The 18,887-nt window shown below is 66.6% G+C and carries 16 protein-coding genes; 8 read left to right on the top strand and 8 right to left on the bottom strand.

All coding sequences use genetic code 11. The features are described from left to right. Nucleotides 1-34: 34 nt before the first annotated feature. Nucleotides 35-3,499 carry an ATP-binding protein gene (locus BDOA9_RS00525; protein ID WP_025031996.1) on the top strand — a complete coding sequence of 1,155 codons (3,465 nt, stop codon included), beginning with the start codon at nucleotides 35-37 and terminating at the stop codon, nucleotides 3,497-3,499. Between the two features lies 1 nt (nucleotide 3,500). Then, nucleotides 3,501-4,295: a protein-L-isoaspartate O-methyltransferase family protein gene (locus BDOA9_RS00520; protein ID WP_025031995.1), complete on the top strand. Its 795-nt coding sequence runs from the start codon at nucleotides 3,501-3,503 to the stop codon at nucleotides 4,293-4,295. Nucleotides 4,296-4,317: 22 nt separating this feature from the next. Here BDOA9_RS00520 and BDOA9_RS00515 read toward each other — a convergent pair whose 3' ends face one another. Then, complete coding sequence (locus BDOA9_RS00515; RefSeq protein WP_025031994.1) at nucleotides 4,318-5,385, bottom strand: endo-1,4-beta-xylanase; 1,068 nt, start codon at nucleotides 5,383-5,385, stop codon at nucleotides 4,318-4,320. A 293-nt stretch (nucleotides 5,386-5,678) separates the two neighbouring features. Here BDOA9_RS00515 and BDOA9_RS00510 point away from each other — a divergent pair, with 293 nt between their 5' ends. Next, nucleotides 5,679-7,115, top strand: coding sequence for a lipopolysaccharide biosynthesis protein (locus BDOA9_RS00510; RefSeq protein ID WP_025031993.1), 1,437 nt, complete (start codon nucleotides 5,679-5,681; stop codon nucleotides 7,113-7,115). A gap of 352 nt (nucleotides 7,116-7,467) precedes the next feature. After that, a complete protein-coding gene (locus BDOA9_RS00505) occupies nucleotides 7,468-9,015 on the top strand; it encodes a L,D-transpeptidase (RefSeq protein WP_025031992.1) in 1,548 nt (515 codons plus the stop codon). 31 nt (nucleotides 9,016-9,046) lie between these two features. On the opposite strand, the gene BDOA9_RS00500 is transcribed toward BDOA9_RS00505, so the two are convergent. From BDOA9_RS00500 to BDOA9_RS00480, 5 genes are all read right to left on the bottom strand, one after another. Further along, complete coding sequence (locus tag BDOA9_RS00500) at nucleotides 9,047-9,859, bottom strand: class I SAM-dependent methyltransferase (RefSeq protein WP_025031991.1); 813 nt, start codon at nucleotides 9,857-9,859, stop codon at nucleotides 9,047-9,049. Nucleotides 9,860-10,011: 152 nt separating this feature from the next. Then, nucleotides 10,012-10,521 carry a DoxX family protein gene (locus tag BDOA9_RS00495; protein WP_025031990.1) on the bottom strand — a complete coding sequence of 170 codons (510 nt, stop codon included), beginning with the start codon at nucleotides 10,519-10,521 and terminating at the stop codon, nucleotides 10,012-10,014. Further along, nucleotides 10,518-11,300, bottom strand: coding sequence for an HvfC/BufC N-terminal domain-containing protein (locus BDOA9_RS00490; RefSeq protein WP_025031989.1), 783 nt, complete (start codon nucleotides 11,298-11,300; stop codon nucleotides 10,518-10,520). Before BDOA9_RS00490 ends, BDOA9_RS00495 begins: the two co-directional genes overlap by 4 nt. Further along, nucleotides 11,290-12,204: an MNIO family bufferin maturase gene (gene bufB / locus BDOA9_RS00485; RefSeq protein WP_025031988.1), complete on the bottom strand. Its 915-nt coding sequence runs from the start codon at nucleotides 12,202-12,204 to the stop codon at nucleotides 11,290-11,292. Before bufB ends, BDOA9_RS00490 begins: the two co-directional genes overlap by 11 nt. Nucleotides 12,205-12,236: 32 nt before the next feature. Beyond that, complete coding sequence (locus BDOA9_RS00480) at nucleotides 12,237-12,542, bottom strand: BufA1 family periplasmic bufferin-type metallophore (RefSeq protein ID WP_025031987.1); 306 nt, start codon at nucleotides 12,540-12,542, stop codon at nucleotides 12,237-12,239. A gap of 307 nt (nucleotides 12,543-12,849) precedes the next feature. On the opposite strand from BDOA9_RS00480, the gene BDOA9_RS00475 reads away from it, so the two are divergent. The 3 genes from BDOA9_RS00475 to BDOA9_RS00465 all read left to right on the top strand — a co-directional run bounded on the left by BDOA9_RS00475 (nucleotide 12,850) and on the right by BDOA9_RS00465 (nucleotide 16,923). Further along, a complete protein-coding gene (locus BDOA9_RS00475; protein WP_025031986.1) occupies nucleotides 12,850-14,940 on the top strand; it encodes an adenylate/guanylate cyclase domain-containing protein in 2,091 nt (696 codons plus the stop codon). 99 nt (nucleotides 14,941-15,039) lie between these two features. Then, the gene (locus BDOA9_RS00470; protein WP_025031985.1) at nucleotides 15,040-15,615 is read left to right on the top strand and encodes a HutD/Ves family protein; all 576 of its coding nucleotides are present in this window, start codon (nucleotides 15,040-15,042) and stop codon (nucleotides 15,613-15,615) included. 102 nt (nucleotides 15,616-15,717) lie between these two features. After that, a complete protein-coding gene (locus BDOA9_RS00465; RefSeq protein ID WP_025031984.1) occupies nucleotides 15,718-16,923 on the top strand; it encodes an adenylate/guanylate cyclase domain-containing protein in 1,206 nt (401 codons plus the stop codon). Here BDOA9_RS00465 and BDOA9_RS36590 read toward each other — a convergent pair. Together BDOA9_RS36590 and BDOA9_RS00460 are read right to left on the bottom strand one after the other, a co-directional pair. Beyond that, complete coding sequence (locus BDOA9_RS36590) at nucleotides 16,910-17,203, bottom strand: hypothetical protein (RefSeq protein ID WP_082847769.1); 294 nt, start codon at nucleotides 17,201-17,203, stop codon at nucleotides 16,910-16,912. The two genes, BDOA9_RS00465 and BDOA9_RS36590, sit on opposite strands and share 14 nt — an antisense overlap. Nucleotides 17,204-17,377: 174 nt before the next feature. Continuing rightward, nucleotides 17,378-17,557, bottom strand: coding sequence for a hypothetical protein (locus tag BDOA9_RS00460; RefSeq protein ID WP_025031983.1), 180 nt, complete (start codon nucleotides 17,555-17,557; stop codon nucleotides 17,378-17,380). Nucleotides 17,558-17,748: 191 nt separating this feature from the next. On the opposite strand from BDOA9_RS00460, the gene BDOA9_RS00455 reads away from it, so the two are divergent. Next, nucleotides 17,749-18,564 carry an adenylate/guanylate cyclase domain-containing protein gene (locus BDOA9_RS00455; RefSeq protein WP_042335358.1) on the top strand — a complete coding sequence of 272 codons (816 nt, stop codon included), beginning with the start codon at nucleotides 17,749-17,751 and terminating at the stop codon, nucleotides 18,562-18,564. The last annotated feature ends 323 nt before the right edge of the window (nucleotides 18,565-18,887 follow it).

Genomic DNA, 18,887 nt, shown 5'->3' with positions numbered 1-18,887 from the left:
CGAGCCCTTCGACGGAGAGACGGGCAGAATCACCATGCTGGAGAACGAGCCGGGCACGGGTTTGGAAGACGGGCTGAAGCACTGGCTCGAAGGTATCGGCCTCGGGCACTACACCGATCTTTTCGCGCAGCACCGTCTCGATCTCGACGTCATCGGGGATCTCACCGAAGCCGACCTGGTCGAGCTCGGATTGCCGCTCGGCGATCGCAAGCGGCTGCAGCGGGCGATGGCGGCGCTGTTTCAAGCGGAAACCACGGAGGCGCCGGCCGCGGCGGCGCATCCTCAGATCCGGGCGGAAGTCGGAGCCGAACGGCGCCAGCTCACCACCATGTTCTGCGACATGGTGGATTCCACCTCGCTGTCCGCGCAGTTCGATCCGGAGGACGTCCGCGACATGATCGCGGATTTTCGCGAGACCTGCGTCCGGGTGGTCAAGCAGTATGAAGGCTTCGCCGCCCGTTTCGTCGGCGACGGTATCCTGGTCTATTTCGGCTATCCGACCGCACATGAGGACGATGCCGAGCGCGCGGTGCGCGCCGGGCTCGAGATCGTGCGGGTGCTGTCGACGGCACGCGCGGCCGAGCCGCGCGGTGCGCTCACCCATTCACCCGCGGTCCGCATCGGGATCGCGACCGGCCTCGTCGTGGTCGGCGATCTGGTCGGGCAGGGCACCGAAGAGCGCGACTCCGCTGTGGGCGAGACCGTCAATCTCGCCGCGCGCCTGCAAGGGCTGGCGCCGCCCAACGGCGTCGTGATCTCCGCCTCGACGCAGTCGCTGCTGAAAGGGAAGTTCGAATTCCGCAATCTCGGTGTCCACGATCTGAAGGGCATTCCCGAGAAGGCGCAGGCCTGGCACGTGATGCGCGCCTCGCGGGTGGAGACCCGCTTCGCCGCCGCCATGGGCACGCGCCTGACGCCGCTCGTCAATCGCGAGGAGGAGATTGCGCTGTTGATGGGACGCTGGCAGCAGACCAAGGACGGCGACGGCCAGGTCGTCGTCAAGTTCGGCGAGCCCGGCATCGGCAAGTCGCGCATCATCCAGGAGATATTCGAGCGGATATCGGGCGACCGCCATGGACAGGTCTCGCTGCAATGCTCGCCCTATTACACCTCCACCGCGTTCCATCCGTTCGTCGAGCAGCTCAAATTCTCCCTCGGCCTCGATCGCGAGGAGTCGTCCGCGCTGTCGCTGGCGAGCCTGGAGAACGCGATCGCCGCCGCTCATGGCGACATCGAGCAGGTCACTCCGCTGTTTGCCGCGTTGCTGTCGATACCGACCGGGGACCGCTATCCGCCGCTCGAGCTGTCGCCGCAGCAGCAGAAGGACGCCACCGTGGTGGCGCTGGTCAACCATTTCCTCGGCCTTGCCCGCGAGATGCCGCTGGTGATCGCGTTCGAGGATTTGCACTGGATCGACCCCACCTCCCGCGAGGTGATCGACCTCCTGGTCGATCGGGTGCAGAACCGGCCGATCATGGCGATCATCACCGCGCGCTCGGAATTCCAGCCGAGCTGGAACGCGCATTCGCACCTCACCACCCTGGTCCTGAATCGCCTGAGCCGGCAGCTGCGCACGACGCTGGTCGAGCGCGTCGCGGGCCGCGAGCTGCCCAAGGAGGTCGTCGAGGAGATCATCGTCAAGACCGACGGTGTGCCGCTGTTCCTGGAAGAGCTGACCAAGACGGTTCTCGAATCCAATCTGCTCACCGAGCGGCACGGGCGCTACGTGCTGTCGGGACCGTGGCGGCAGCTCGCGATCCCGGCCACCCTGACCGACTCGCTGATGGCGCGGCTCGACCGGATGGGACCCTTCAAGCGCATCGCGCAGATCGGTGCCACGATCGGCCGCGAGTTCTCCTACGAGACGCTGCACGCCGTCGCCAATACGCCGGCCGAGCAGATCGAGGCGGCGCTCAATCATCTGGAGGAGGCGGGGCTGATCATGCGCCGCGGCCATCCGCCGGACGCGCTCTACTCCTTCAAGCACGTGATGATCCAGAACGCCGCGCATGCGAGCCTGCTGCACAGCGAGCGGCGCAAGCTGCATGCGCGGATCGCCCAGGTGCTCGCCGAGATGTATCCGGAGAAGACCGAGCGCGAACCGGAGCTGCTGGCCCATCATTTGACCGAGTCCGGCCAGAGCGACGGCGCCGCCAGCTTCTGGCTCAAGGCCGGCAAGCAGGCGGCCAAGACCGGCGCCAACCTGGAGGCGATCGGCCATCTGCGCCGCGGGCTCTCCGTCGTGCAGGCCAATGCGCGCATGCAGGGCGCGGACGAGATGGAGCTCCAGCTGCGCATTGCGCTCGGCAACGCGCTGATCGCCGCCAAGGGCTACGCGGTGCAGGAGGTCGAGGAGAACTACATTCGCGCGCTGGAGCTGGGCCGTCAGCTCGACGACGACGAAAAGGTCTTCGCCGCCACGCGCGGGCTCTGGGTGTGCCATTTCATCCGGGCCGACCTCACCCGCGCGCACGATCTCAGCGTCGAACTGTTGAAGTTCGCCAAGCGCGAGCGGCTGAACGAGCGGACGCAGCCGGCGCAGCAGACCGGCTATCTGATCGAGGCGCACCGCGCGATCGCGATGACCATGCTCTATCGCGGCCGCTTCGCAGCCTCGCAGCACCATTTGCACCGCTGCATCAACCTGTTCAGCCCCGATCTGCACTCCGATTTGATGGAACGGCACGGCATCGATCCCGGCGTCGTCTCGCTGTCCTATCTCGGGTATCTCCTGTGGTTTCTCGGTCGGCCCGACGCGGCGCGCCAGCACAGCGAACAGGCGATCGCGAACGCCGAGAAGATCCGCCACCCTTTCACGCTCGCCTTCGCGCTGGTGTTCGGCGCCTATCTCCGCCAGCATTTGCGCGACGTCGAAGGCACGCGCGACCACGCCAACCGGGCCATGATCATCTCGACCGAGCACAATTTCCTGCACTGGAAGCAGCAGGCGACGATCCTGCGCGGCTGGGCGCTGGCTCAGCTCGGCGAAGCCGACGAAGGCCTCGGCCAGATGCGCTTCGGCCTCGACGAGTACGAGGCGATGGATTCCTGGCTCGGCGGCTGCTGGTTTCGCTGTCTGCTCGCGGAAACCTACGCCAAGGTCGGGATGCGCGACGCCGCGTTGCGCGCGCTCGACGGTGCGCTCGCGACCGCAAGGCGGACCGGCGATCACTTCTATCTCGCCGAGGTCTATCGCCTGCAAGGCGAGATCACGCTGGCGGGTGGCGACCCGGCGTCGGTCCAGGAGGCGGAGGGTCTATTCGGCCTTTCGCTGGAGATCGCGCGCAAGCAGGGTGCGCTGTCCTGGGAGCTTCGCACCGCCGTCGGCCTCGCGCGGCTGTCGCATCAAGCCGGCAAGCGCGAGCACGCAAGGCTGCTGCTCATGCCGATCGTCGGCAAGTTCAGCGAGGGCTTTTACACGCCGGACCTGAAGCAGGCGATGCAGCTCGTCGACGAGCTCGGGACGGAGACGCCGGTGCGCGAGCAGGCCAATCTGTGACATGAGCGATCTTGCCGCCGCGCGTGCGCGCTATGTCGAGCTGATCGGAAGGCGCGAGCGGATTGCCTCAAAGCGTCTGCTCGATGCGCTTGTCAGTGTTCCTCGTGAGGACTTTCTGCCGAAGGGGCCTTGGCGCATCAAGGGCGAGACGGCGCGCAGCTACCGGCTGACGCCCAGCGCGGATCCGGTTCATCTCTACGAGAATGTGCTGGTCGCGATCGATGCACGCCGTAAGCTCGACACCGGCCTGCCGAGTCTGTGGGCGCATTTCATCGACGTTCTCGACGTCAAGGAGAAGGACCGTGTCGTCCAGATCGGCTGCGGGCTGGGTTATTTCTCTGCGGTACTCTCGAAGATGGTCGGTCCAAAGGGCCGCGTCCATGCGCTTGAATGCGACGAGCGGCTCGCGGCCCGGGCGGCGAGCTACTTGCGCGGCTATGGTAACGTCACGGTCGTCCACGGCGATGGATGCAAGGACGTGGGCGAGCCCGCCGACGTCATCATCGTGCATGCCGGCTTCCCGCACCCGCATCCGCTCTGGCTGCGGTCGCTCCGTCCGCGCGGCCGCCTTCTGGTGCCGCTGACCCAGCGCGACCGCGAAGGCGCCGCCCTCAAGATCACGCGGAGGGCCAAAGGTTTCGAGGCAGAGGCGATCCAGCAGATCCTAATCTTCCCCGGCCATGGCCGCGGCGTGACCGCGCTCGACGACCGCGTCGCCGACTGGTGGCAGCGCGCCTCAGCTCTCGCACCGCTCCGCTTTTCCGCCCTGGAGCAGGGGCTGCCGTCGGATAGCTGACGCCTTCCGGCCCTTGTTCTCGTCAAGCGTCCTTCGTGAACCTGGTAATGACGTCCATGAAGGGCTTTGGCTTGAAGTCGCTGTCGAGCGGCAAGGGGCGGTTGGGCTGCTTGTCCCTGCGGGCGAAGGTGCTGTTGATCCAGCTATGGCGATCCGAGATGCCCCAGGTCAGGATCGAGCGTACCGGGCCGCTGGTCGAGATCGCGGTCAGGAGATCATCGACGCGCTTGGCGACGATTGCGTCGCGCTGGGCCGTATCGGCCGTCAACTTCTGATCGTCGACGTCGAGCTCGGTGACGATCACATCCAGTCCCCAGGAACGGAGCTCGGTGACGAATTCGGCCAACCCGTGCGTGTCGATATCGAGCTCGGCATGCAGGTGCGATTGCAGCCCCACGGCGTGGAGCGGCACGCCCTGGTCGAGCAGGTCCATGACGAGGTTGCGGAACGCGGCGCGCTTGGCGATGAACGAGTCTTTGGCGGATTCGATGTCGTATTCGTTGATCGCGAGCTTCACGAATGGATCGGCCGCGGCCGCGGTTCGGAACGCCAGCGGAATCCAGCGGCTGCCGAGGTTCTGCGACCAGAACGAATCCCGCCTATCGGCAACTCCTTTGGGATTGTCCGGAATCGGCTCGTTGACGACGTCCCACGACGTCAGCTTGTCCTTGTAATAGGACACGACGGTCGCGATGTGATCGACGAACGCACGCTCGACGCCTTTCGCGTCCTTGATCTGCTTGGTCCACTCCGGAATGTCGTGATACCAGGCGAGCGCATGTCCGCGCATCGCGAGGTCGTTCTGCCGGGCAAAGTCCAGGATCGCGTCGGCGCGTTCGAAGGCGAAGGTGTGCGCGTCCGGCCGCAGCATCGGCCATTTCAGCTCGACCTCCGGCACCACCTGGGTGCAATAGGTGCTGATGGCTTCGCCGAAGCGCGGATCGGCTTGCAGGTTCCAGAGGTTGGTCGCGGCTCCAAAGCCGGGACGGCGCTGAGCCAGTCGTGACGCTGGCGCTGCGGACGCGCAGGCGCCTGCCGCAAGCGTCGCGGCACTGCCGAGGAGAAATTCGCGTCTGTCGAGCCTGGTCACGGCGCGGGAATCCTTTCGGAACCAACGCATCATCGTACCAAGCGGTGCGCTGCGACGCCGGGCTTTCCTCTTGTTGGGTTAACCCTTGCCGGACCGCCGCGTCGGTGTAGGGCAAATTTAACGCTAACGCATGAAACCGCCCTCTCCCCGTCATTCGCGGTCCGATCTGCAGACTTATGTGACAATCTTCGGGGATGCTGCGCCGCAGTCCGTTTTTCCACACCATGACCGACTGATGAGCGGTCGCCAAAGTCGCAAGAACGCCACAAGACTGCCACCGGTCCCGTGCTCGCATGCTGAACCGCCATTTCTCGATCTATCTCATGGCCTACATCCTGCCTGCGGCGGTGGGCTTCTTCGCAGTCACGCTCTACACGAGGCTGCTGACGCCGGCGGAGTATGGCATCTATGTCGTCGGCCTCAGCTTTGCCGGCATTCTTGGCGCGGTCTTCTTCGCCTGGATCAAGCTGTCGGTGTCGCGCTATCAGGCAATGTCGGCGGAGGTGGATTTTCGCGGCACGGCGATGGTCGCCTTCGCGCTCACGGTCGCCGTTCTCTGCGCTACGGCCCCACTGGCCGTGCTGTTCCGCGATGATGTCAGCGTCGAGCTGCTGATTGCCAGCATCTTCGTTGCGATCATGGCCAATGCGGTCGATGTCGGCCAGGAGTTCGAGCGCGCCAAGCTGCGGCCCTATCGCTTCGCGGCCATCGCGATCGTGCGCAGCGTGTCGAGCGTTGGCTTCGGCCTGCTTGGTATCTGGCTCGGCTGGGGCGGCATGGGTCTGCTCGCGGCGTTCGGCCTGGGCTCGCTGACCGGCATCATCTTCAATCTCGTCGGTGACCGCACCAGGATCGCGCGCTTTCAGCGCAGTCAGTTCGTGCAATTGGCACGCTATGGATTGCCGCTGACGCTGGCGGGGCTTTCCGTTGCGATCTACTCGGCCAGCGACCGGTTGATCGTCGCCTGGATGCTCGGCAAGGACGCAGCCGGTATCTTCGGCGTCGTCGCCGATCTGCCGCGTCAGTTCATGGTCATGATCGCCGCGAGCGTCGCCTCCGCGACCGTACCGCTCGTGTTCCGGACGCTGCCGGAGAAGAACACGGCAGTGACGCGGGAGCGGCTGACCGAAAGCCTCGAACTGCTGCTGGTCGTCGTGGCGCCCGTTGCGGTCTGGCTCGCGCTTGCGGCGGACCAGGTCGCCGGTACGCTGGTCGGCATCGACTTCCGCGCCGGCGTCTCGGCGCTGTTACCGACGCTGGTGCTCGCGCGGCTTTTCGGCATCGCCAACCAGTTCTACGTGCAGATCAGCTTCCAGCTCGCCGAGCGGCCGTTCATGCTGGCGGCGCAATCCTTTTTCACGCTGGTGATCAGCGTGATCCTGATGTTCGCGCTGATCGGCGGCTACGGCCTTTACGGCGCGGCGCTGGCGACGCTGGCTACCGAGGCGATCGGCTTCCTGGTCGCGCTCGTCCTGATGCGTCGGGCCCATCCGGTCCCGTTCGAGCTCAATCGCCTCGCCGGCATCGCCGCCTCCGCAGCATTGATGGCCGCCGCAATTCTGCTGGCGCGCGCGCAAGCGGGCGGCACCGGCCTCGCCTCGCTCGTCATCGTCAGCCTCGCCGGGGGCCTTGCCTATGCGGCTGCGGCCTGGCTGCTCAATGTTGCGAATGTGCGAACCTTGTCGCTGCGTGTTCTGCGAACGCTGAACCGCAAGGCGTTGGGCGTCTAAGGCGCGATGAGATTTGGACGAATCGTCATCGCGCTTTAGATCTTTGTTTGAGCATGATCTTTTCGGAAAACCGCTTCGTACTTTCCGGATCATGCTGTAGCCGCGCCTCTATGGGCGCGTGCCCGGCGGCTGTCCCGGACATTCTGCCGCAGTGGTCGAGACCAGCTTCGGGCCAGCCCCGGCTCAAGGCCGCCTTCCGCCTGGGCGAGGCGTCGTATATGAGAGATTTGTCGCCGCAACGTGCCGAATCTCGCCACAGAGGGAACGTAAGGCGGCTGCGATTTCTTAATGCAATGATTCCAATCTGACACGTGAGCGACACCAGCCGACTGGCAGTTCGACCGAGGATGGCATGAAAAACCGATCGACGACGGCGCAATCCATCAGGGCGGTGGGGCGCCGGGGGCCTGCCGGAATCATTGCGCTCGTGGCGGCGGCGACCCTTGCGGCGGCCACCCCGGCGATTGCGGCCAAGCAGCAGCGCCAGGTGGCCGAGGCAGTCGCGCCACGGGTGGCCGGCGATCCGATCATGGCGATCGTGTCGATCAAGAGCCAGCAGGTCACGTTCTACGATGCCGAGGGCTGGATCGTCCGCGCGCCGGTGTCGACAGGCACCACGGGACGCGAGACGCCGGCCGGCGTCTTTGCCATCCTCGAGAAGAACCGCGAGCATCGCTCGAGCCTGTATGACGATGCCTGGATGCCGCATATGCAGCGCATCACCTGGAACGGGATCGCGCTGCATGGCGGGCCGCTGCCCGGCTATGCCGCCTCGCACGGCTGCGTGCGGATGCCGTTCGGCTTTGCCGAGAACGTGTTCGACAAGACCTATATCGGCATGCGCGTGATCGTCTCGCCGAACGACACGGTCCCGACCGATATCGCTCATCCCTCGCTGTTCGTGCCCAAGCCGGAGGCCATCGCGGCCGTGCCCGGCCGGGCCGACAAGCTCTCCGCCGAGGCGGAGGAGGCTACACGGGCGGCCGACGAGGCCAAGAAGGCTGCTTCCGCCGCCGCCAAGGAAGCCACCGCGCTCCCCGCTGCGCTACGCAAGCTGGAGCAGCAGAAGGCCCGCGCCGATGCCGAGCTTGCCTTCGCCGACAAGACGCTCGCGAACGCCAAGACGGATCAGACCCGCGCCAAGGCCGAGGAGCTGAAGCAGAAGGCCGCAGCCAAGGCCGCCGACGCAGCGACGCAGCTCGACGCCTTCAGGGCCGCCGCGCAGCCGAAGCGCGATGCCGTGGCCGCGACCAAGGAAGCCGCGAAGACGGCTGCGGCCAGAAAGACCGAGGCGGTCAAGGCCGCGACCGACGCCAAGCTCGCGGGCGAGCCGGTCTCGGTCTACATCAGCCGCGCGACGCAGAAGCTCTACGTGCGCCGGAACACGCACAAGCCGGCGCCCGACGGCGGCGGCGAGGTGTTCGACACCAGCATCGAGGTCCCCGTCACGATCCGCAATCCCGAGCAGCCGATCGGCACGCATGTCTTCACGGCGATGGCCAGGACCGGCACGGGCCTGCGCTGGAGCGTGGTCACGATCGAGAACGGCGACGAGGCCCGCAACGCGCTCGACCGCATCACCATCCCGCAGGATGTGTGGGATCGCATCGGGCCGACCGCGTTGCCGCGCTCCTCGATCATCATCTCGGACGAGCCGCTGAGCAGCGAGACCAATTACCGGACCGAGTTCGTCGCGGTGCTGAGCAACGAGCCGCAAGGCGGCTTCATCACGCGCAAGCCGACCGCGCCCGCCATGGTCGCCAGCGACGACGGCTGGGACGACGGCTTCGGCCTCTTCTTCCAGCAGCGCGATCCGTACGTTCAGCCGGCCAGCCCGCGCCGGCGCAGCCAATACCAGTATTATCAGCCGGCGCAGCCGATGCAGCGGGGCTTCTGGTAAAGGACGCGCCGCGTCGGCCGACGCCCGCGGCCTACGGGCGGGCCTCGATCACTATTGCCTGGATCTTGCCCTCGACCGGGCCGAAGCCATGGCGCATCCGGATCGCCTCGGCAACCATGTCGGTCGCAGCCTGAAGCTTGCCGGCATCCCGGGCCTCGATCTCGCTGCGCAGCGGCGTGCCCTGGCACAGTGCGATGGCGACATATTCGGCTGAAGGCGCGCGGCTGATGTCGGATCGGGTTTCGATCGCGATGTCGCGGAAGCCCGCGCGTTCGAGATCGCTCCTGATGACGGCCTTGTCGTGATAGCCGTGCGGCGTCCTGACCATGAACCGGGGCGGATCATCGGGAAACAGCTTTTCGAGCGCGGCCGTGGCTTCATGCGTCAGCACATTGTCCTCGATGCGGTCCCAGACGTTGAACACGAACGTGCCGTCGCCCTTCAGGACGCGCTTGACCTCTCCATAGGCCTTGATGCGGTCCGGAAAGAACATCGCGCCGAATTGGCAGCAGACCACGTCGAACGCGGCATCGCCGAAGGGCAGGGCCATCCCGTCCGCCTGCTGCCAGGTGATGCGATCGTCATTGGCCTGGCGCTGCGCCGCGACCGCGAGCATCGGCTCGTTGAGGTCGGTTGCAACATATCGAACGCCGCGCGGCAGCGCCGCCGCCACGGCACGCGTTACGGCGCCGGTGCCCGCCGCGATCTCGAGGAGCGTGGAAGGAGAGCGTGCGGCGACGCGCCTTGCGATATCCTCCGCATAGACGGCGAAGATCATCGGCACCAGATACTCGTCGTAGAGCTTCGGAATCGAGCCGGCGAAAACCTTGTCAGTGTCGGGCATGCTGGCCTCGCTGAAGGTTCGGACACGAGGTGCAGGTTACCATGGTTTCCCGCCAGGGCCAGCAACCCCTCGCAGTCGATAGCGGTTTGAGCGGGATGTAGCCACGCTAATCACACCCACCGGCGTGCTCGGGGATATACAAGATCGCGCGCCTATCGCCCGTGCGACCGGGCGCGACAAACGAGATGGTCGAGGGAGATGTGCCCCGGCCCGTAAGCCATGATGCCGAGCGCCATCGCTGCCCAGGTGAGGTGGATCGGCCAGCCGTTGGGCACCGTGAGCTCGACGATCACGGTCATGACCAGCAGCCCGAGCGCGGCGAACCGCGTGCCCAGTCCCAGCGCCAGCAGGACCGGGAACATGATCTCGCCGGAGCCCGACAGGAAGGCCATCATTGTCGGTGCCGGAAAGTGATACGGCCCGCCGGGCAGATGCAGCATGAATTCGTCGCTGAACAGCGTCACGGCAGTGTCGTTGAGCTTGAGGAAGCCGGCCCATTTGAGCATGCCGGAGCGCCAGAACGGCACGGCCAGCGCGAGGCGCAGCACCAGCTGGACCAGCGATGGCATCGCGAGCGCCTGCACCAGATGATTGGCTCTGTCGATGAGTGCTCCGGGCGAGGGCAGGCCGCTGGCGGTCGTCATGGGCTGGTCCGTGATCATGAGGGGTCTCCGCAACAGAGCGAGGTGAAGGCGCCGGCTTCGATCAGGCCGGCGATGTTCGCGGCAAGGTCGAATTCGCTTGCAGCCTCCAGCGCCGCCGCCGCGGCCTCGCCGAGCGGCCGGCCCGACATCAGATGATGCGCGAAGACCGCGCCGCCGGGCGGTAGGCGGCGCACGGTGACGTCGAGCTCACCTCGCGTGATCAGGGCATCCTCCGGCGCCGAGGCATCGATCCGCATGACCGGTGCGTCGTCGCGGTTGGCCGCAAAGATCGTCACGGCGGCGTAGTGCGAGCGCAGGCAGTGCGCGGCCGGGTGCGGAATGAAAACCAGATCAGCCAGGCGATCGGGTGTCACCGCCACGAGCCGGGTCGGCGACAGCGGGGCGGCGTCGGCGGCGTGATAGGCATCGAGCCAGGCCCGCTCGAGACGCGCGACGTCGACGAGCCAGGGCAAATCTTGCGCATGCTCGTAAGCCGCGATGAAGTCCGGGAAGTCGCGGCCGTACTCGAACAGCAGCGGCGATGTCGGCGGCTTGCTGCGCACATGCAAGCGCGCCATGGCGCGGAAGAAGTCGGTGCCGGTGATGCGCTGCACCGCCGGATAGATCGCGGCGATCGCGTCGATCAGGCTGACCGTGACGTTGTTGCGGTAGACGTCGTAGCGCCGGCCAGCGGCCTTGCCGTTGGGGCCGGTCACGACATCGGGCGTGCGGCGTGACGGATCCAGCAGCGCCGGCGCGAACGACGCGGCAAAGCACGAGCCGGCTTCAGGCGGCATGACGGTCTCCTGCCGGCATGGCGGAGGGATGGCGGTCGAGGATCGCCTGGGCGGCCGCGGCTTCCGCTTGCAGCACCGGCCAGTCCGGAATCTTGCTGTCCCATTCGATCAGCGTCGGCACCGGCCCGCGGCGCCGGATGACGATCTCGTAGAGCTTCCAGACGGCGTCCGCGACGGGTCCGTCGTGGCTGTCGATCAACAGCAGGTCCCCTTCGTCGTCGGCCTGCTCGGCATGCCCGGCGAGATGAATTTCCGCGACGCGCGACAGCGGGAAATCGGCGAGGTAGTCGAGCGCCGAATATCCATGATTGGTCGCGGAGACGAACACGTTGTTGACGTCGAGCAGCAGGCCGCAGCCGGTGCGCTCCGCAACGGCGCGGATGAATTCGGTCTCGCGCATGGAGGATTCGCGGAAGGCCAGATAGGTCGAGGGGTTTTCCAGCAGCAGCGGCCGCCGGATCGCCTCCTGCACCTGGTCGATGTGATCGCAGACGCAAGCCAGCGTCGCTTCGGTATAGGGCAACGGCAACAGATCGTTGAAGAAGCTGGTCTCATGCGTCGACCAGGCGAGATGCTCGGAGACCAATGCCGGCTGATAGCGCGCGACCAGGCCGCGGAAGCGCGCCAGATGCGCCTTGTCGAGTGGCCGTGGTCCGCCGATCGACATGCAGACGCCGTGCAGGGAGAGCGGATGATCGCGGCGGATCGCCTCCAGCGCGCGATGCGGCGGCCCGCCGGCGCCCATGTAGTTCTCGGCGTGGACCTCGAAGAAGCCGCGCCGAGGCTTTGCCTCAAGGATTGCCGGGCGGTGCTCGGGCTTGAAGCTCGTTCCGGCAACGCCGCCGATCGGCGTTGCGAAGCGGAGCGGCAGCGCTGCTGGCGGGGCCGGCTTGATCGTGCTCATCGTGCTGCTCCGTTCGTGCTTGCCCTTGGCCGTTACACCGGCTTCAGCGAACCCTTCTTGCCGCCCGGCAGCTCGATGCTGGTGCAGGTGCCGCCCTGCACGAATTTCCAGGCGTTACCCTGGTAGTCGGCGGTCGAGGTGCCCTGGCAGGTCGTGCCCGGTCCCGCCGCGCAATCGTTCTGGCCCTTCAGCGCGACGCCGAAGCACTTCTCTTTCTTGGCAGCGACGGCGGCATCGGCTTCGGCCTTGGTGAGAGGGCCGGCAGAGGCAAGGGTTGCGAGCGCGGTCGACACCGCACCGGCGAGGACGAGGGAGGTCACGGCACGTTTGGCAGACATCGAGGTTCTCCTGTTGGTGGCATCGCCTGGGCGGGGATGCGCGCATGGTCTCCTTCGCTCCGCGCGTCGCCCGCGTTACGGCGGGCTGCTCACGAATCCGTGAGACCGATTGGATCGGGCGCACGGGTGGTGCGCTTGGGTGGGATTAGCGGGCAAGCGGCGGCGAAAAGCCAATGCCTTGGCGCTATCGACACGTTAGAGCGCGAGCATTGGATGCGTCCTGCCAAACTTGGCAGAGGTAACGGACGGTAGGACATCTGCGTACAGCGATGACAGGAGTCGCACCCACCCAAAGGCGGATACAACCATGAACGTCGATCCCGGACGCCAGCTTCGCGCGATCGCAAGGATGACGGTGAGCATCCGCCTTGCCGTGTCCGCGCTGGTGCTGACCGCAATCCTGCTGACCGCGGCGCTTTCCAGCCTGCTGTGGTGGCGCACGGCGGAGGCGGCCAGCCGGCAGCTCGCCTCGACCATCAACGAGCAGATCGTGGCGGCGGTGCGCAAGGAGGTCTCGGCCATCGTCGACGAGGCGCGGGCCGCGCACACCGCGATCCGCACCCTGTTCCTCCAGAACGTGCTCGACACCCGCGAGGCCGACAAGCGCGAGTTCGTCTTTCTCTCGCAATTGCAGTCGCAGGCGACGATTTCCTGGGTCGCGTTCGGCTGGCCCGACGGCTCCTTCTTCGCCGCGCACAAGCTCGGCGATCGACGCCTCGAGATGATGGAGATCTCGCTCACGGATCATCCGGGCGAGCGCCGCGTCGACGAATATGACGTGGTGCCAGGCGACATCGAGTTCGCCAGCCGCCGCTTCGAGCCGACCGGTTTCCGCGTCGCCGATCAGGCCTGGTTCAAGGCCGGGCTCGGCGCGGACGACCCGCAATGGTTCAGGGTGATGGACCACGCGACCGGCGAGCGGCCGTCGATCGCCTTCGCCGGACCGATCGACGTCTACCAGGAGCGGCAAGGCGTGCTTGCCGTCATCATCGAATATACCAGGCTCGCGCGCTTCCTGTCGCAGCTCGAGGTCGGGCGAACCGGCACCGCATTCATCGTCGATAGAAGCGGCGAACTCGTTGCTGCGCCCGACAGGGAGGCCGACGAGCTCCATCCCGCGCGCGGCGACACTGCGCTGCTGCCGCTGGCGCGCGCAGCGCTGGAGAAAGCGGGGGAGGCCGGCCGCAAGGAGGCCTGGCGGAGCCGGATCACCTCGGCCGGCGCGGCCTACGAGGTTGCGCTGACGCCGCTGCCGTTTCCCGGCTGGTCGCTCGCGACCGTGATCCCCGAGGCCGAGTTTCTCGGCCCGGTCGAGACGACCTTGCATCGCCTGATCCTCGGCCTCGCCGTCGGCGCCGTTCTCGCGGCGCTGGCCTCGGCGATGCTGGCGCGGTCCGTCATCGCCGCGCCGCTGTCGCGCGTCGTCGGCGAGCTGCGCCATGTCGAAGCCTTCGCGCTGGAGCAGGTCCGTCGCCACCCGTCGCGGCTCAAGGAGATCGCAAGCCTGTCGGGTGCGATCGCGGAGATGGCATCCGGCCTGTCCGCATTCCGCAAGTTCATCCCGGCCGATCTCGTCCGCGGCCTGCTGCGCCAGGGCGTCGAGGCGAAGCCCGGCGGCAGCGTCCAGGAGCTCAGCGTGATGTTCATCGACATCGCCGGCTTCACCGGGCTGTCGGAGCGGCTCGGCGACCGCGTCGTGCCGCTGCTGTCGCGCTATCTCGACCTCACCTCGGAGATCATCGTCGCCAATGGCGGCACCATCGACAAGTTCATCGGCGATGCCGTGATGGCGTTCTGGGGCGCGCCGCAGCCGCAATGCGATCACGCCGCGCGATGCTGCCGCGCCGCGCTCGCCTGCCGTCTTGCGATCGAACGATCGGGCCTCGTCGACGATCTCGGCCAGCCGCTCCAGATCCGCATCGGCATCAATTCCGGCCGCATGCTGGTCGGCAATATCGGCTCGGAGCTGCGGCTGAACTACACCGTGATCGGCGATGCCGTGAATGTCGCGAGCCGGCTCGAAGGCGCCAACAAATCCTACGGCACGCAGATCCTGATCGGCCAGGCAACCGAACGTCTGGCGCGCGGCACCGTCGTCACGCGCGAGGTCGACAGCATCGCGGTCTACGGACGCGAGGAGGGATTGTCCGTCCACGAGCTGATCGGGATGGCGAACGAGAAGGCGGTTGGCGGCATCGGCTGGATCGCCGACTACGAGCGCGGCCTCGCCGCCTATCGCGTCCGCGACTTCGTCGGCGCGCTCGCCGATTTCGAGGCGGTGCTGAAGCAGCGCCGACACGATCAGCCGGCCGAGCTGATGCGTGACCGCTGCCGTCGGCTCGCCGCAGCTGCGCCCGACGTCAGCTGGCGGCCCGTGGCGGCGTTGGCGTCGAAGTAGCAACATCATCCGCGGACCTGTGGCCCGGATGGAGCGGAGCTTCATCCGGGCTTCAAACTCGGTTACATACTCCCGACATTTCCTGGACGAGCTCGAGACATGAAGACCACATTGCTCAATCCTGAAGACTACACCCGCTCGCCCTGGAAGAACGGCGGCGGCGTCTTCACCGACATCGCGGATGCTCATCGGGCCGATGCGCCGCGGAAGGACTGGGACAGCCTGCTCTGGCGCTTCGCGTCGACGCCGATTGTTGCGCCGGGTCCCTTCTCCCACATGCCCGGCATCGACCGCTTGCAGATGGTCGTCGAGGGCCGCGGGCTGGTGCTGAAGTCGCCGGACGAGCGTGAACCTTTTACGACGGTGCGTTTCACCGGCGAGCTCGAGATCGTGACCGCGCTCGAGGCCGGCCCCGTCGAGGTCGTGAACCTCATGGCGCGGCGCGGTGCGGCGGAGATCGGCCTCGTCGCGCTGAAGCAGCCAGGTGATCACCGGCACCTCGCCGCCGGCACGCATCTGGTTTACGCCCCGCGCGGCGAATGCCGCATCCGTCTCGACGACGAGGATTTTGTGGTTCCCCGCACCGGCACGCTGAAGCTCGAGCTGGACGGGTCGTCGCAGCTTTCGCTCGTCGCGGGTCCGGCGGTGCTGGGGTCGATCCTGCTCCTGGTCTAGAACCTCAGGCCGATGCGCACAATCCATGCAACTGGCCAGGTTGACGCGGCCCCGCCGGCGCACGATATCTGCTTCGCCAAACCGCAGCTCGAGGGGCAGGATATGAATGCGCCGGACACATACGCCCCCACGCAGGCCGACGGCGTCATCGACTGGCTGACCAACGGCACGCGCGACGAGCGCTTCATCGACAACATCTTCGCGCAGATGTGCATCCGCCTGCAGCAGGCCGGCATCCCGGTCAAGCGGTCGACGCTTCACGTGATCATCCATCACCCGCAATGGCTGGGCGCCCGCATGATGTGGTCCGACGGCAAGCGCGAGGCGGAGATCACGCTCGCCGACTACGACGTTCGCGAGCGGTCCGAATATATCGGCAGCGCCGCCAACGAGATCCTTGACGGCGCCGACGAGGTCCGCGAGAAGCTCGAGCAGGATTCCTCGCTCGGTCGCAAGCATGCCCTCTATGACGAGATGCGGGCGCTGGGAATGACCGACTATGTGGCCTGGCCGCTGCTTCACACGCTCGGCAGGCGCCACCTCGTCACCTTCGCCACCGATCGTCCCGGCGGCTTCGAGGACGCCCACATCGCCGGCCTGAAGCAGCTGCTGCCGGTGCTGGCGCTGGTCAGCGAGATCCGCATCAAGAACCGCCTGGCGCGCACCCTGCTGGAGACCTATGTCGGCTCCCATGCCGGCGAGCTGATCCTGGCCGGCGCCACCAGGCGCGGCACCGGCACGACGGTGCGCGCGGCGATCATGATCTGCGACCTCAGGGATTTCACCAAGATCTCCGACAACTGGCCGCGCGACGACGTCATCGACCTGCTCAACGATTATTTCGACGCGATGTCCGAGCCGATCGCGCGGCACGGCGGCGAGATCCTGAAATTCATCGGCGACGGGCTGCTCGCGATCTTTCCGCTGAGCCAGCCCAATGCCTGCGCCAATCTTCTGCACGCCGTGGCCGAGGCGAGGGGAGCCATGGTCGCGCTCAACGAGCGCAACGGCGCGACCGGCCGCGCGCCGCTGAATTACGGCATCGGCGTCCACGTCGGCGACGTCATGTACGGCAATATCGGATCGGCGAGGCGGCTCGACTTCACCGTGATCGGCCCGGCCGTCAACATGGCCTCCCGCCTGGAGACCCTGACCAAGACGCTCGGCAGGAACGTGCTGCTGTCACGCGATTTCGCCGAGCTGGTGGAGAAGGAGTTCGCGCTGGAGCATGTCGGGCGGCACGAGGTGCGCGGCTTCAACGCGCCGATCGAGCTGTATGCCTATCCGGCCCGCGCTATTTCCGGTTAGTTCCGGGGGCGTTCGGCAGGGCCTGCTGGCCGCCTTGGGTTTGTCTGGCCGGATCGTTGTCGCCCGGCCTCACCGTTGACGACTTCGCCGATGCACTCGCGCCGCCGCTGTTGGCGTCCGATGACGTATTGAGGCCGGAGGCGCCCGCGCCGGTGATACCGCCCGTGCCGGTCGAATTGATGCCCGAGCCCGTCCTCGACATCCCCGCGCCGCTTTGCGCGAAGGCGGAAGGGGACGATGCGAGAGCCGCGATGAGCCCTGCGACGACGAGTGCTTTCATGTCCGCTCCTGTGCCAAGCCTCAGGTGCCAGGCCTCAGGCGGCCCCGGCCCGGCGTCCGGGGGCGGGGCTTTGAGCCGGGGCCGCCATTCGCCGAATGGTGAGACCCGGCGAAGGCCAATGCGCGGGAACGCGTGGTCGTTCCAATTTGATGGGGCGGCCGCAAACGCGCTGCATCACGCCGACCAGCGATCCTGCTCTTCCTGGTGCGCGTGCTCGTTCAGCCGGTCGGCGATCTCGTCTGCAATCTGCTCGGTCTCGGCCGAGGCCACCGGCTCGCCCTTGTGGGTCTTCAGCTTGTCCTTGTCGGCTTGAATCGGAAAATCGTCGGGTGTCAGTCCGGTCGTCTTGTTCATGGCGCGCCTCACTGTCTCCACTTGCGGAAAACGCGCGCGAGGGCCGATCGTTGCTTTGAAGATGAAGCCGCTGGCGCCGTCGATGCGCCCCTCGGCTGCAGAACCCGGCGAGAGCGCCTATTGCCGATGTGGAACTCTCCGAATAGGGTTCTTTCAAATCGTCCAACGGTCCTTCCATCGGCCGCAGCTTCATGCCCAAATTCCTCCGCATCGGTGTCCATCAGTCCAACGTCTCCGGATACACGTCGAAGGCGTGGTGCGTCAGGCGGGTCGGCTCGGCGGTCTTCCTGAAATGGGGCGCGGTCGAAGTGCACGGCACGGGCGCCGCGCGCAAGGTCTATTGGTCGCGTCTGCCGCAGGAGAAGACCGTTCGCTGCGGCACCGCGCAAGCCGCGCAGGACTACACCAAGGCCGCGATCGCGCGGCGCCGCAGCCATCGCTATGAGCCGCTGACCGGTCCGATCGCGAACCGTCGGCCGCCGGCCGCAGGCAAGGCCGAGCTCAGGCAGGCGCTCGCCACCATCCTGATCGTCGACATCGTCGGCTCCACCGCGAAGGCGGCGAAGCTCGGCGATGCGCGCTGGACCAAGGTGATGGGCCATTATTACGCGGCGGTCCGTCAGGAACTGAAGACGTGCGGCGGCAAGGAGGTCGTCACCACCGGCGACGGCGTGCTGGCGACCTTCAAGAAGCCCGCCGCCGGCATCGCCTGCGCCACCGCGATCCGGAAAGCCGTGCGCACGCTCGGCCTCGAGATCAGGGTCGGCCTGCACGCCGGCGAATACACCATCAGCGGCGGCGAGATGGTCGGCCTCGCCTTCCACATCGGCACCCGCATTGCCGCGAAGGCGCGCGCCGGCGAGGTGCTGGTGTCGAGCGCGGTGAAGGAGCTGATGGCGACGCAGGCGGCGACCAGTCTGCGGGATCACGGCGTGCACCGGCTGAAGGGCGTGCCGGAGCGGTGGCGGCTGTGGCGGGTGGAGGCGGAGACGCTGCGCCGCGGCTAGCGAGGGCTAGCGATGGGGGATGTTAACCACCCCATCCCTCGTAGGGATTATGACCTGGTTCTGGTTGATCATCATAGTGAGGGGTCGGTTGATGGCGGACCGGCCGTGCCGGTGAATAGGCCCAGGCCGCAGCGGTCCCGGTCGTCACAACACGAGAATGCGCTGTCGCATGATGCCGATGGACCTTGCCTGCCGCGGCGCTCTGGCCTGCCACCGCGGCGCTGACGGGCGCACACAGGATAATCAAGAGGCTCAAAACGAGACCTGATCGCATGGGAGCTTCTCCGATAGACCTACGATGATGCGTTAGATGATCCTCGGTC

Source organism: Bradyrhizobium sp. DOA9, assembly GCF_000617845.2.
In the GTDB taxonomy this organism is placed as follows: Bacteria; Pseudomonadota; Alphaproteobacteria; order Rhizobiales; family Xanthobacteraceae; genus Bradyrhizobium.
Note: the sequence above shows the minus strand (reverse complement) of the source record. Positions and strands in the feature narration are given on the sequence as shown.